This is a genomic window from Micromonospora sp. LOL_013, assembly GCF_048060315.1.
In the GTDB taxonomy this organism is placed as follows: domain Bacteria; phylum Actinomycetota; class Actinomycetes; order Mycobacteriales; family Micromonosporaceae; genus Micromonospora_E.
Map to the genome: position 1 here is coordinate 17,118 of NZ_JBHMIQ010000035.1, position 12,824 is coordinate 29,941.

Annotated in this window: 14 protein-coding genes; 5 read left to right on the top strand and 9 right to left on the bottom strand. The window is 72.9% G+C overall.

The genetic code is table 11. The annotated features are described in order from the left end of the window. Nucleotides 1-38: 38 nt before the first annotated feature. The 4 genes from ACFHWS_RS21715 to ACFHWS_RS21730 all read right to left on the bottom strand — a co-directional run bounded on the left by ACFHWS_RS21715 (nt 39) and on the right by ACFHWS_RS21730 (nt 4,564). Nucleotides 39-854, bottom strand: a complete 816-nt coding sequence (locus tag ACFHWS_RS21715; protein WP_416553633.1) for an ABC transporter permease — start codon at nt 852-854, stop codon at nt 39-41. Continuing rightward, on the bottom strand, nt 851-1,909 hold the full coding sequence (locus ACFHWS_RS21720) for an ATP-binding cassette domain-containing protein (RefSeq protein WP_416553631.1): 1,059 nt from the start codon (nt 1,907-1,909) through the stop codon (nt 851-853). Before ACFHWS_RS21720 ends, ACFHWS_RS21715 begins: the two co-directional genes overlap by 4 nt. Nucleotides 1,910-2,047: 138 nt before the next feature. Further along, nucleotides 2,048-3,646: an acetolactate synthase gene (locus ACFHWS_RS21725; protein ID WP_416568914.1), complete on the bottom strand. Its 1,599-nt coding sequence runs from the start codon at nt 3,644-3,646 to the stop codon at nt 2,048-2,050. Between the two features lie 144 nt (nt 3,647-3,790). After that, nucleotides 3,791-4,564 (bottom strand): enoyl-CoA hydratase-related protein, encoded by a 774-nt coding sequence (locus ACFHWS_RS21730; RefSeq protein WP_416553627.1) that lies wholly within the window; start codon nt 4,562-4,564, stop codon nt 3,791-3,793. A 94-nt stretch (nt 4,565-4,658) separates the two neighbouring features. Between ACFHWS_RS21730 and ACFHWS_RS21735 the strand changes: the two genes are divergently transcribed. Together ACFHWS_RS21735 and ACFHWS_RS21740 are read left to right on the top strand one after the other, a co-directional pair. Then, the gene (locus ACFHWS_RS21735; protein ID WP_416553625.1) at nt 4,659-5,258 is read left to right on the top strand and encodes a DUF6232 family protein; all 600 of its coding nucleotides are present in this window, start codon (nt 4,659-4,661) and stop codon (nt 5,256-5,258) included. 4 nt (nt 5,259-5,262) lie between these two features. Continuing rightward, nucleotides 5,263-6,030, top strand: coding sequence for a hypothetical protein (locus ACFHWS_RS21740; RefSeq protein WP_416553623.1), 768 nt, complete (start codon nt 5,263-5,265; stop codon nt 6,028-6,030). A gap of 14 nt (nt 6,031-6,044) precedes the next feature. On the opposite strand, the gene ACFHWS_RS21745 is transcribed toward ACFHWS_RS21740, so the two are convergent. Beyond that, nucleotides 6,045-6,311 carry a helix-turn-helix domain-containing protein gene (locus tag ACFHWS_RS21745; protein WP_416553621.1) on the bottom strand — a complete coding sequence of 89 codons (267 nt, stop codon included), beginning with the start codon at nt 6,309-6,311 and terminating at the stop codon, nt 6,045-6,047. Between the two features lie 77 nt (nt 6,312-6,388). Here ACFHWS_RS21745 and map point away from each other — a divergent pair, with 77 nt between their 5' ends. Next, nucleotides 6,389-7,162: a type I methionyl aminopeptidase gene (map, locus tag ACFHWS_RS21750; protein ID WP_416553619.1), complete on the top strand. Its 774-nt coding sequence runs from the start codon at nt 6,389-6,391 to the stop codon at nt 7,160-7,162. Nucleotides 7,163-7,241: 79 nt separating this feature from the next. Next, nucleotides 7,242-7,673 (top strand): DNA-binding protein, encoded by a 432-nt coding sequence (locus ACFHWS_RS21755; RefSeq protein ID WP_416568915.1) that lies wholly within the window; start codon nt 7,242-7,244, stop codon nt 7,671-7,673. A gap of 68 nt (nt 7,674-7,741) precedes the next feature. Here the strand turns inward: ACFHWS_RS21755 and ACFHWS_RS21760 are convergent, their stop codons facing one another. The 4 genes from ACFHWS_RS21760 to ACFHWS_RS21775 form a co-directional block, all read right to left on the bottom strand. Next, complete coding sequence (locus tag ACFHWS_RS21760; RefSeq protein ID WP_278167634.1) at nt 7,742-8,149, bottom strand: YccF domain-containing protein; 408 nt, start codon at nt 8,147-8,149, stop codon at nt 7,742-7,744. A 70-nt stretch (nt 8,150-8,219) separates the two neighbouring features. Next, nucleotides 8,220-9,110 carry a ribokinase gene (locus tag ACFHWS_RS21765; RefSeq protein WP_416553615.1) on the bottom strand — a complete coding sequence of 297 codons (891 nt, stop codon included), beginning with the start codon at nt 9,108-9,110 and terminating at the stop codon, nt 8,220-8,222. Between the two features lie 12 nt (nt 9,111-9,122). Further along, the gene (locus ACFHWS_RS21770) at nt 9,123-9,932 is read right to left on the bottom strand and encodes an ABC transporter ATP-binding protein (RefSeq protein ID WP_416553613.1); all 810 of its coding nucleotides are present in this window, start codon (nt 9,930-9,932) and stop codon (nt 9,123-9,125) included. A 73-nt stretch (nt 9,933-10,005) separates the two neighbouring features. Continuing rightward, a complete protein-coding gene (locus ACFHWS_RS21775) occupies nt 10,006-11,181 on the bottom strand; it encodes an ROK family transcriptional regulator (protein ID WP_416568916.1) in 1,176 nt (391 codons plus the stop codon). A 179-nt stretch (nt 11,182-11,360) separates the two neighbouring features. Here ACFHWS_RS21775 and ACFHWS_RS21780 point away from each other — a divergent pair, with 179 nt between their 5' ends. Continuing rightward, on the top strand, nt 11,361-12,812 hold the full coding sequence (locus ACFHWS_RS21780; protein ID WP_416553609.1) for a glycoside hydrolase family 3 N-terminal domain-containing protein: 1,452 nt from the start codon (nt 11,361-11,363) through the stop codon (nt 12,810-12,812). Nucleotides 12,813-12,824 lie beyond the last annotated feature (12 nt).

The following is a 12,824-nucleotide window of genomic DNA, read 5'->3' on the forward strand; positions in this document are numbered from 1 at the left end:
TCGGGCGACCCGAGCGGCCCGCCCGGAGGACGGTCAGGTCAGACCCGACGCTTGAACCGGGCGAGTGCCAGCGGCGCGAACACCGCCGCGATGCCGGCTGCCCAGAGCAGCGAGTAGCCGACCGGGCCGGCGGCGGGCACGCCACTGAGCAGGCCACGCAGGCCGTCGGCGAGGATCGTCACCGGGTTGACCTCGACCCAGGCCTGAAGCCAGCCCGGCATGGTCTCGGTCGGCACGAATGCGTTACTGGTGAAGGTCAGCGGAAAGATCACCATGAAGCCGAAGATCTGCACCTTCTCCGGCTCGCTGACCATCACCCCGACCAGCACCGAGATCCACGACGCGGCCAGTGTGAAGGCCAGAATCAGCGCGAACGCACCGAGCAGGCCGACCGGACCACCGTCGACCCGGTAGCCGAGGATCATCCCGACACCTAGCAGCAGCAGCACCGACCAGGCCTGCTTGACGGTGTCGGCCAGAATTCGCCCGGCCAGCGGCGCCCACCGGGCGATCGGTAACGAACGCAACCGGTCGAACACCCCCTTGGTGAGGTCGGTGTTCAGCCCGAATCCCGTGGTCATCGTCGCGAAAAGGGCGTTCTGCACGATGATTCCCGGCAACGCGAAGGTCAGATAGTCCCCCGGCGTGCCGGCGATCGCACCGCCGAACACATAGGTGAACAGCAGCAGGAACATCAGCGGTTGGACGCTGAGATCAAGCAGTTCCAATGGGTTGTGCTTGATCTGCACCAGGCTCCGCCAGGCCAGGGTGCCGGTATGCCGCAGCCCGGCCACCGGACTGACCCACTGGTGCCGCCCGGGCAGTTCGGGCGTGGTGACGGTGGTGGCGGTCAACGGATTCCCTCCATGGTGGCGGCGGTCGGCTGTGCTCCCGTACCGGCCGGCCCGGTCGCCGGCGTCGGCCGCTCGCCGGTACCGGCCGCAGAACCGGTACCGGCCGCAGAACCGCCGGAGCCCGGATCGGCCCGGTGGCCGGTGAGCGACAGGAAGACCTCATCCAGGCTGGAGCTGCGCAACGCCAGCTCACCGACCTTCACCCCGGACTCGTCGAGCCGGCGGACCACCGCCGGCAGCAGGTCCGCATCGGCGGTGCTCACCGTCACCGTGGTCTGGGCCAACGACGGCTCGTTGCCGGACAGGTCCCGCAGCGTAGTCAGCACCGTCGGCAACTGTTTCGGATCGGTCGGGCGCACCGCGAGGACCTGGGCACCGGTCTTGGCCTTCAGCTCCTCCGGCGTACCGCCGGCGATCACCCGCCCGTGGTCGACCACGGCCAACTCGTCGGCCAACTGGTCGGCCTCCTCCAGGTACTGGGTGGTGAGCAGCACCGTCACACCACCGGTGACCAGCCCACGGACCAGCTCCCACAGCTCGTTGCGGCTGCGCGGGTCCAGCCCGGTGGTCGGTTCGTCGAGGAACAGCACCTGAGGCCGTCCCACCAGGCTGGCGGCCAGATCGAGCCGGCGGCGCATACCGCCCGAGTAGGTCTTCGCCGCGCGATCAGCGGCATCGGTGAGCTGGAACTCGGCCAGCAGTTGCCGGGCGCGGGCGCGCGCGTCACGCCGCGACGACCCCAGCAACCGACCAATCATGATCAGGTTTTCCACGCCGGTCAGCGTCTCGTCGACCGAGGCGTACTGCCCGGTCAGGCCGATCAACCGGCGGACCTGGTGTGCCTGGCCGACCACGTCGAAGCCCTGCACCCGGGCGTGCCCGGCGTCCGGCCGCAACAGGGTGGCGAGCACCCGGACCACGGTGGTCTTGCCGGCCCCGTTCGGCCCGAGCAGCCCGAACACGGTGCCGGTACGGACCGCGAGATCCACCCCGGCCAACGCGGTCGTCGCGCCGAATCGCTTGACCAGGCCCTCGGCCCAGATCGCGTGCGACATCCTCACTCCTGTCGTTTGTCTGCAGACCCACAATGAACGACAGGACCGACATTCCGCCAAGCATTTGCCGACCAGATCGGGTCGGCGATCCGTCAGGCCAGGCCCGACCAGCGCTCAGGCCAGGTTCGACGAGCGCGGTTAGGCGTCGTCCGGGTCGGTCAACACATTGACCAGGTACGGCACCCCGGCGTCGAAGGCCCGGCGCAGCGCCGGACCGATGTCGCCGGCCTTGGTGACCATCTCCCCCGCGCCGCCCAGCACCCCGACGATCTCGTCGTAGCGCAGCCCTGGCTGCAGATCGGCGGCGACGTCGTAGCCGTACATGGCGCGCATCGGGTGCTTCTCCAACCCCCAGATGCCGTTGTTGCCGACCACGATCACCACCGGCAGCTTCTGCCGGGCCAGCGACTCGACGTCCATCAGCGAGAAGCCGGCCGCGCCGTCGCCCATCAGCAGGCAGACCTGCCGGTCCGGGTAGGTGAGTCGGGCGCCCATCGCGTAGCCCATGCCGGTGCCGAGGCAGCCGTACGGGCCAGGGTCGAGCCAACTGCCGGGCACCGACGGCTCCAGGTAACGGCCGGCGTACGAGACGAAGTCACCGCCGTCGCCGATGGTGACGGCGTCCGGGTCGAGCACCGCCCGCAGCTCGCCGTAGATCCGCGACGGGCGGATCGGGTCGGACTCGGCGGCGAGCTCGGCCGCGTCCCGTGCCCGGGCCTGCTCCTCGGCGGCGCGCAGGTCGGCCAGCCAGCCGGTGTGGTCGGCCCGGTCGCCGCTGTGGTCGGCGAACGCGGACAGGATCAGCCGCAGGTCACCGGCGGGCGAAACGGCCGGCTGCACGTGGGTCGCCCGCTGGCTCGGCGCGTCGACGACGTGCACCACCTGGGCGGCGCCGAAGTCACCGAAACTGAGCCGGAAGTCCAGCGGGGTGCCGACCACGACCACCACGTCGGCCCGACCGAACGCGACCCGCCGCGCCTTCGCGAAGGCCAGCGGGTGCCCCGGCGGCAGCGATCCACGCCCCATGCCGTTGGTGAAGACCGGCACCTGCAGCGCCTCGGCGGCTTCCCGCAACGCGGCGACGGCGTCCCCGGCGTACACGTCGGAACCGGCGACGATCACCGGACGGTCGGCGGCGGCGATCAGCCGGGCCGCGCGGGCGACCTCGTCCGGGTCCGGCTCGACCACCGGCACCGCGTCGGCGGTCGGCGTGGTCACCTCGGCGGTCGAGAAGACGACCTCCAGCGGCAGGTCGAGGAAGGCCGGGCCGCGGTGCGGGGTGAGCGCGGCGGACAGCGCGGCACCGACCGCAGCTGGTACGTCGTCGGTCGCGGCGACCGTGGCGGCGTGCTTGGTGACCGGGGCGACCAGCGGTACGTGGTCGATCTCCTGCAGGCTGCCCGACCCCCAGCGGAACGCGGGTGCCCGGCCGCCGAGCACCAGCACCGGCGCGGCGTTGAAGAAGGCGCTGGTCAGACCGGAGATGCCGTTGGTGACGCCGGGACCGGCGGTGAGTGCGGCCAGCCCGGGACGACGCTGCAGTTTCGCTACCGCCTCGGCGGCGAAGACGGCGGTCTGCTCGTGCCGTACGTCGTAGATCGGGAAGTCGGCGGCGTGCGCGGCGTCGTAGAGCGGAAAGATGTGGCCGCCGGAGAGGGTGAACAGCTCACGTACGCCGTACGCCTGCGCGGCGGCCAGCGCCAACGTCCCGCCGTGCCCCTCGATCCGCTCCGCCATCGCCGCTGCCTCCCGTCGCCCCGGGCCCGCCCGGCCGGCGCGCCCCCGAGCAGGTTACCGCCCAGTCACTTCGCCCGGCACCCAAGCGTGTCCGGCACCGCCGACACCGAGCCGGTTCAGGGGCCGGCCGAAAGCCGGTACGGGCTAGCGACCGGTGAAGTCGGGCTTGCGCTTGGCGACGAACGCCGCCATCCCCTCGGTGCGGTCGTCGGTGGCGAACAGACCGGCGAACAGTTGACTCTCCCAGGCCAGGCCGGAGGCGAGGTCCATCTCCAGGCCCCCGTCGATGGCCAACTTGGCCGCCTTGACCGCCTGGGCCGGTCCGGTGACGAACGGCCGCACCATGTCGAGTGCCGCCGCGTACACCTGGTCGGCCGGGACGACGCGGTCGGCCAGGCCGATCCGCCCGGCCTCGGCGGCGTCGACCATCCGTCCGGTCAGGATGATGTCTTTGGCGCGGGCCGGGCCGACCAGCCGGGCCAGCCGCTGGGTGCCGCCGGCACCGGGGATGACCCCCAGCTTGATCTCCGGCTGGCCGAGCTTGGCGTCCTCGGCGACCACCCGCCAGTCGCAGGCCAGGGCCAGCTCGCAGCCGCCGCCGAGGGCGTAGCCGGTGATCGCGGCGACCACCGGTTTCGGGATCCGGGCGACCGCGTCGAAGGCGCTGGACAGCTGCGCCGCGCGGGCAGCCATGTCTACGTACGACATATCGGCCATCTCTTTTATGTCGGCGCCGGCGGCGAAGACCTTCTCTCCGCCGTAGACCACGACCGCCCGGACCCGCTCGTCGTCGGCGACGGTACGTGCGGCGTCGCGCAGCTGCTCCTGCACCGCCGCGTTCAGTGCGTTCATCGGTGGCCGGGCCAGCCGGATGGTGGCCACCCCCTGCTCGACCTCGACCAGCACCAACTCCGACACGGCGAACCTCCCCATCGACGTCGCGTTCTGGGACAGCCTACGGGGCGCGCCGGAGTGTGGGTAACGTGATCCACAACGTGAGGGAGGCAGGCGGATGATCACCTATTACGATGACAAATCCGTACGGATCACCTCCACCGAGATCCGGGTGGACCAGCACCGACATCCGCTCACCCAGGTGCACCGGATCTGGCAGCGGCGGGGCGCCCGCTCGTGGAGCGCCCTGGCCGGCCGGGGAATGGTCGGCGTCGCCTTCCTGGCCCCGGTGGCGACCGCGATCATCGGGCTGGTCACCGCACTGACCATCGACGCCTCGCCGACCGTCACCATCGCGCTGATCGGTGGATCGATCCTGGTCGGGCTGGTCATCATCCCGATCGCGGACCTGCTGCTCGGGCTGCTCGACGACTCCTACGACCGGGGGGCGCACCTGCTCGAACTCTGGGTCGAGGTACGGGGCGCCCCGGTGCTACTGGTGTCCGACCGGGACGCGCTGCGGGTGGGCCGCATCCACCGCGCGCTACGCCGTGCGGTCGAGGCCGCGCTGGCATCGCAAGCGCCTGTCCCGGCCCGCGCCACGCCGACCCGAGCCATACCGGGCCGGGCAACACCGGGCCGGCCGGCGCCGCCCCGGCCCACGCCGGGTTCCGCCGACCGGCGCGCCAGCGGTGGTGGCCGGCGCGCCGCACAATAGGGAGATGCCGCTCCCGCTGCCGTCTCCGGCGAGTCTCATCGCACTGACCAGATTTACCGTCGGGCAGGTCGCCGGTGCGGTGACCGGCGCGGCCGGACGGGCCACCGGCCAGGCCGGTGAGGTGGCGACCCGGATGGGCCGGCTCACCTCCGAGTACGCCGCCGTGCCGTCGCGCGCATTCGCCGTACTGGATGAGATCGAGGCTCTGGTGCAACGGGTCGGCACCGTGGTCGACCGGGTCGAGGTGCTGCTCGACCGCAGCGAGCGAGTGGTCGCGGAGGCGGAGGAGGCGACGCTACGGGTGGAGACGATCGCCACGGCGGCGACCGACGCGGTGGCGGCCGCGACCCGGGTGGCGGCTGCCGCGCAGACGCTGCTCACCGACGCCGACCGGGTGGCGGTGGGGGCCAGCCGCCTGGTGGGGCGCAGCGAGGAGATCGCCGACCGGTCGGTCGAGCTGATCGGCGAGTACGAGCCGGCGCTGCGCCGGGGTGCCCCGATGGCCCGGCACTTCGTCGAGCAGTTGAGCGAGGATGAGGTGGACGCGGCGGTCCGGCTGGTTGACGAGCTGCCCCGGCTGACCCAGCATCTCAAGGCCGACGTGCTGCCGATCCTGGCCACCCTGGACCGGGTCGGGCCGGACATCCACGACCTGCTGGAGGTGACCCGGGACCTGAAACTGGCGGTGGCCGGCATCCCGGGTCTGCGGATGTTGCGCCGCCGGGGCGCGGACCGGCTCGGCGAGGACGAGGCCCTGCCACCGGGCGAGTGAACGCCAGAACAGCGCTAGGACGCCTGGCGGACGGGCATCTGGGCCAGCCAGACGTCGGCCAGGTCACCGAGGGGGACGTCGAGGGCCTGGCTGAGCCGCACCACGGTGCCGAACGCCGGCGCCGGAAGCCGGCCCGCTTCGATCTTGCGCAGCGTCTCGGGGGAGATCCCGGCCGCCAGCGCCACCTCGACGAGGCTGCGGCCGGCCCGCGCGACCCGCAGAGCGGCGCCGAGTCGCTGGCCTGCGGCGATCTGTTCGGCGGTGAGTGGTTGGCGAACCATGCCCAGCAGGATAGCCCTCCGGCGCGCCCTCGATCCGACGTGGTATAAAAATACCGCAGAGGGAGAGGGAGTCTGTCGTGATCGAGCTCAAGTCCGCCCAGGAGATCGACCGGATGGCGATTACCGGCCAGTTCGTCGGCGAGCTGCTCGCCGAGCTGAGCGGTGTCGCCGCGGTCGGCGTCAACCTGATGGACATCGAACACCACGCCCGGCGGCGGATCGCCGAACGCGGCGCCGAGTCCTGCTACTGGGACTATGCCCCGTCGTTCGGCCGCGGTCCGTTCCGCAACGTGCTGTGCCTGTCGGTCAACGACGCGGTGCTGCACGGCCTCCCGCACGACTACGTGCTGCGCGACGGTGACCTGCTCAGCATCGACATGGCGGTCGGTATCGACGGCTGGGTGGCCGACTCCGCGGTCTCCGTCATCGTCGGCACCCCCGATCCGGCCGATCTGCGGCTGATCGAGGCAACCGAGGTCGCCCTCGCGGCGGCGATCGCCGCCGCCCAGCCCGGCGGCCGGCTCGGCGACGTCTGCGCCGCGATCGGCGAGGTCGCCGGTTCGTACGGCTACAGCGTCAACGGCGAGTTCGGCGGTCACGGCATCGGCCGCACCATGCACGAGGACCCGCACGTCGCCAACACCGGCCGTGCCGGCCGTGGGATGCGGCTCGACCCCGGCCTGACCATCGCGATCGAACCCTGGTTCTGCCACTCCACCAACAAGATCCGGTACGACGAGGACGGCTGGACGATCCGCTCCGCCGACGGCTCCCGTACCGCCCACTCCGAACACACGGTCGCCATCACCCCGTCCGGTCCCCGGATCCTGACCGGCCGCCCGACCCCCTGACCGGAGCAACACGGTTGCTAAACGTTCTGTTGAAAACGTTGAGTTGACATCGGTGCGTTGGCGTGCTTGAGTCGACACTGTGACCACTGACGACCTGTTCGCCCCGCCCGACGCGGCGCAGTCGCGGGCGCACCGTCGGCACGATGCCCTGCTCCGGATCGCTGAGCGGCACGCCGACACCACCGCGCGGCGGCACCGCCATCTGCACCCGCAGGTGGTCGACCCGTACGAGGCGGTACGGCTGGCACTCAGCCTGGCCAGTGGCGGCGCCAAGGCCGACCCGGACGAGCCGGAGCTGGACGTCAGCGACCTGATCGCGGCTCTGACCCTGGTCGCCCCGGTCCGCGCCGACCTCGACGCCGTCGAACTGGGCCTGCTGGAGGCCGCCCGGAGCCGGGGACTCACCTGGCAGGCGATCGCCTTCGGGCTCGGCCTGGGCACCGCGCAGGCCGCCCGGCAGCGCTACGAACGGCTCGCCGGACGCAGCGGTCCGGCCGGCGAAGCCGACTGATCAGAGTGGGCCAGCGCCGGTGCCGATCACCTGACCGGCACCGGGCAGGGACTCGCTGGCCGGCCGGGTCAGGCGTGGACCAGCCCCGGGCGACGCAGATCCTCGACGTCGACGACCTCCCGGCCCAGCGGCCAGAACGCCGCCGGCACCAACTTGAAGTTGGCGATGCCGAACGGGATGCCGATGATCGTCAGACAGAGCGTCACGCCGGTCACGATGTGGGTGAGCGCCAGCCACCAGCCGGCCAGCACCACCCAGAGGATGTTCGCCAGCCCGGAGCCGATCCCCGCCCCTGGCTTCGCGACCAGCGTCCGGCCGAACGGCCAGAGGGAGTAGTAGGCCAACCGCAGCGACGCCACCCCGAACGGGATCGTGACGATCAGCACGAAGCAGACGAGCGCTGCCACCGCGTACCCGAGGCCGAGCACGATGCCGCCGCCGAAGATGAGCCAGAGCAGGTTGAGAATGACTCGCATGTCTCGATGATCCCGCACCCGCGCCACCCGGCACCGGCGTTTCGCGGGTAGCCAGCCGGCCAGGACGCGATCAGCCGGCCAGGACGTCGATCTCGGCGCGCTGCGGCAACGACACCGAGGCCCCCAGGCGGCGTACGCAGGCCGCGCCGGCCGCCGACGCCCACCGGACCGCGGACACCAGGTCCCGGCCCTCGCCCCAGGCGACCGCGAGCGCGCCGGTGAACGCGTCACCGGCGGCGGTGGAGTCCACCGTCTCGACCGGAAAAGCCGGCACGTGGTGCACCGTACCGTCGCGGTCGGCGAACCAGGCACCCTCGGCACCCAGGGTGAGCACCGCCCGACGGACCACCGTCAGCAGCGCCGCCGGATCCTCCCGCCCGACGCCGACGATCGCCCGCGCCTCAGCCTCGTTGACCACCAGCAGATCCACCGCGTCGAGCAGTTCGGCCGGCAGCTCGCGGGCCGGGGCGGCGTTGAGGATCACCCGGGTGCCCGCCTCGTGGGCCGCCGCCGCGGCGGCCAGCACCGTCTCCAACGGAATCTCCAACTGCGCCACCAGCACGTCGGCGTCGCGCACCGCCGCCAGCTCCGGCTCGGTGAGCCCACGGAATGCCGCGTTGGCACCCGGGGTGACGACGATCGCGTTCTCGCCGGCCGCGTTGACCATCACGATCGCGACGCCGGACGACCCGTACACCACCCGCAGCTGGCTCGTGTCCACCCCGGACCGGGCGATCCGGCCGGTCAGGGTGACGCCGAAGGCGTCCGAGCCGACCGCGCCGAGGAACACGCAGTCGCCACCGGCGCGGGCCGCCGCGATCGCCTGGTTGGCACCCTTGCCGCCGGGCACCGTGACGAAGTCGGTGCCGAGCAGGGTCTCCCCCGGCGACGGCAGTCTCGGCGCGGTCGCGACCAGGTCCATGTTCGCGCTGCCCACCACCGCGATCCGCGGCGCTGTCACGACGTCCTCCGCTCAGGCGGCCCGGGCGGTGTACCGCTGGCCCGCCCGCTCGACGACCAGCGGCACGCCGAACGTCTCCGACAGGTGCTCGCCGGTGATCGTGGCGGCCAGCTCGCCGGCCGCGACGACGGTGCCGCCGCGCAGCAGCAGGGCGTGGGTGAAGCCCGGCGGGATCTCCTCCACGTGGTGGGTGACCAGCATCAACGCCGGGGAATGCGGGTCCTGGGCGAGGACCCCGAGCCGGCCGACCAGCTCCTCGCGGGCACCGAGGTCGAGCCCGGCCGCCGGCTCGTCGAGCAGCAGCAGCTCCGGATCGGTCATCAGCGCCCGGGCGATCTGCACCCGCTTGCGTTCACCTTCGGAGAGGGTCCCGTACTCGCGCTGCGCCAGCCCGGCCACGCCGAACTGGCCGAGCAGCTCCTGCGCCCGACCCACGTCGAGCTCGTCGTAGCGCTCCCGCCACCGGCCGACCACCGACCATGCGGCGGTCAGCACCACGTCGAGCACCCGCTCGGTGCCGGGGATCCGTTCGGCGAGGGAGGCGGTGGTCAGCCCGATCCGGGTTCGCAGCTCCGCCAGGTCGGTGCGCCCCAGCTGCTCGTCGAGGACCCGGACGGTCCCGGTCGTCGGGTGCAGCCGGCCGGCGGCGAGGCTGAGCAGGGTGGTCTTGCCGGCACCGTTCGGGCCGAGCACCACCCACCGCTGGTCGGGCTGCACCCGCAGGGTGATGTCCTGCAGCAGGGCCGTGCCGGAGCGGGTCACGCCCACTGAGTCGAGCTCGATCACCAGGTCGTCAGCAACGGTAGGCACCGGACCATCCAATCACGCCGCCGGTGGTGCCGCCCCACCTGGCCGCGCCGGGGTGGCCGGCACCACCCGACGGGTGTCGCCGGGGTCAGGCCACGGTGGATCCGAAGACCTCGTCGCGGGCCGCGTCGAGGGCGGTCCGCAGGGCGCCCTGCAGCACCGGCTCCTCGGTCAGCTCGGTGACCACCACCCGGGGCGCGACCAGGCTGATCGCGGCGACCTCGTGCTGCACCCGCTCGGCCAGGGCGCTGCCGCCGGCCTGGCCGACCTCACCGGTCAGCACGACCAGCGGCGGGTCGAGCACCACGCAGCTGCTGGCGACGCCGAGCGCGAGCCGGCGGGCCAGCTCGTCGAGCAACGGCCCGCCCCGGGTGCCGGCGGCGATCGCGGCCCGCACCGCGTCGCCCGCGCTGGCCGCCCGGAACCCGTGTTCGCGGGCCACCGCGCGGACCGCGTCGGCACCGGCGAGCTGCTGGAACGCCGGCTTGGCCCGGCGGGAGACGTCGCGCGGGATCGGTGCGCCGGGCACCGGCAGGTAGCCGATCTCGCCGGCCGCGCCGGTGCTGCCGTGGTGCAACCGGCCGCCGAGCATGATCGCCAGGCCGACCCCGACGCCGGCCCAGACCAGCACGAAGTCGGGCACGTCGCGGGCAGCACCGGCGTGTGCCTCGGCGACCGCGGCGAGGTTGACGTCGTTTTCGAACACGACGGTGGTGTCCAGGTCCTCGCGCAGCGCGGCGAGCAGGCCGCGGTGCCAGCGCGGCAGGTTGTACGCGAAGGTGATGTCGCCGTTGGCCGGATCGACCAGGCCGGGGGTGCCCAGCACCACCCGCCGTACGCTGGCCAGCTGGGTCTCGGCGCTGCTGGCGGCCCGCACGACCGCGTTGTGCACCACACCGACCGGATCGTCGGTGTCCCTGGTGGACTGCTCGACCCGGCCGATCACCGATCCGGTGATGTCGACGCAGGCGGCCACCACCCGGTCCGGTCCGACGTCGACTCCGACGACGTGCGCGCTGGCCGGCTGTACGGCGTACAGCTGGGCGTTGGGGCCCCGGCCACCGGCCTGCTCGCCGACCCGGGTGACCAGCCCGCGTCCTTCCAGCCGCTCGACCAGCTGCGACGCTGTCACTTTGGACAGTCCGGTCAGCTCGCCGAGCTGGGCCCGGGTGAGTGGTCCGCGGGCGATGAGCAGCTCCAGCGCCGCCCGGTCGTTGAGCGCTCGCAGCAGCCGGGGCGTGCCGGGCAGGCGCGGGGAACCCATGTGGTCGTCCTCTAGAATTTAGGAAAGTTAACTATTATCTTGGCATCCGCAACGGAAGTAGCCGTAGCGTAGTCGCCGGTGACACCCTCGGCGGTCGGACGACCCGGCACTCACCGGCAACGAACAGCGCCTCCCCGGTGCGCCACTCGGACCGCGGAGACGCCACGGAGGGGGAGAACATGCCGAACGACCCGGCGCTGCGGCGACTGGCGCTGCGCACCCTGCTCGCCGCCTACCCCGGCACCACCGTCCCGCAGTGGGCGGTGGACCTGGTCGGCGACGGGCTCGCCGGACACACCCTGTTCGGCGGCAACGTGGACCGACCCGAGCAGCTGCGGGCCGCCACCGCCGCGCTGCGGGCCGCCCGGGACGACGTGCTGGTCGCCATCGACGAGGAGGGCGGCGACGTCACCCGGCTGGCGCACGCCACCGGCAGCCCGTACCCCGGCAACGCGGCGCTCGGCGCGGTCGACGACCCGGCACTGACCCGGCAGGTCTACCGGGCGATCGGCGACGAGCTCGCCACCTGCGGGGCGAACCTCGATCTGGCACCGACCGTCGACGTGAACACCTCCGACGACAACCCGATCATCGGCACCCGGTCGTTCGGGGCCGATCCGGCGCTGGTCGCCACGCACGCGGCGGCGGCCGTCGCCGGGCTGGCCGACGCCGGGGTCGCCGGCTGCGCCAAGCACTTCCCCGGCCACGGCGCAACGGTCACCGACTCGCACCTCGAACTGCCCACTGTCGACGTACCGATGGCGGTGCTGCGCCGGCGGGACCTGCCGCCGTTCGCCGCCGTGGTCGAAGCCGGCACCCCGGCGATCATGACCGCGCACATCCGGGTCCCGACGTTGACCGGCGACGCGCCGGCCACCTTCAGCCGGGCCGCGCTGACCGGCCTGCTCCGCGACGAGTACGGCTTCACCGGGGTGATCGTCACCGACGCGTTGGAGATGCGCGGCGCCACGCTGGCCGCCGGTGGGATCGTCCCGGCGGCGGTCGCCGCCCTGGCCGCCGGTGCCGACCTGCTCTGCATCGGCGCCCGGGTCGACCACGCACTGGTCGAACGGATCGCGGCGGGCATCGTCGCCGCGATCGGCGACGGGACGCTGCCGGTCGGCCGGGTCGAGCAGGCGGCCGACCGGGTGACCGCGCTGGCCGCCGTGGTCCGGCCGGCGGCGGATGGAACCGCCGGCCCGGCCGATCTGGGGTACGCCGCCGCCCGCCGCGCCGTCCGGGTGGAAGGCACCCTCGACGGGCTGGCCGACGCACTGGTGGTGCAGCTGACCGCCGGCTCGACGATCGCCGAGGGCCGGGTGCCGTGGGGCCTCGGACCGCACCTCGGCGCCGCCCGGCAGCTGCGGGTGGCGCCGGCCGAGGTGACCGCCGAGCAGGTCGCGACGGCCGCCGACGGCCGGCCGTTGGTGCTGGTCGGCCGGCACCTGCACCGGGTGCCCGGTGCCGGTGACCTGATCGAACGGCTGGCCGCCCGGCACCCGGTCGCGGTAGTGGAGATGGGCTGGCCGTCGGCCTGGCGCCCGGCCGGGGTGCGTGCCTTCGTCACCACGTACGGTGCGAGTCACGCCAACGGCCGAGCCGCCGCCGAGGCCCTCGGCCTGGCCGCCTGAGTACGCCGTCGG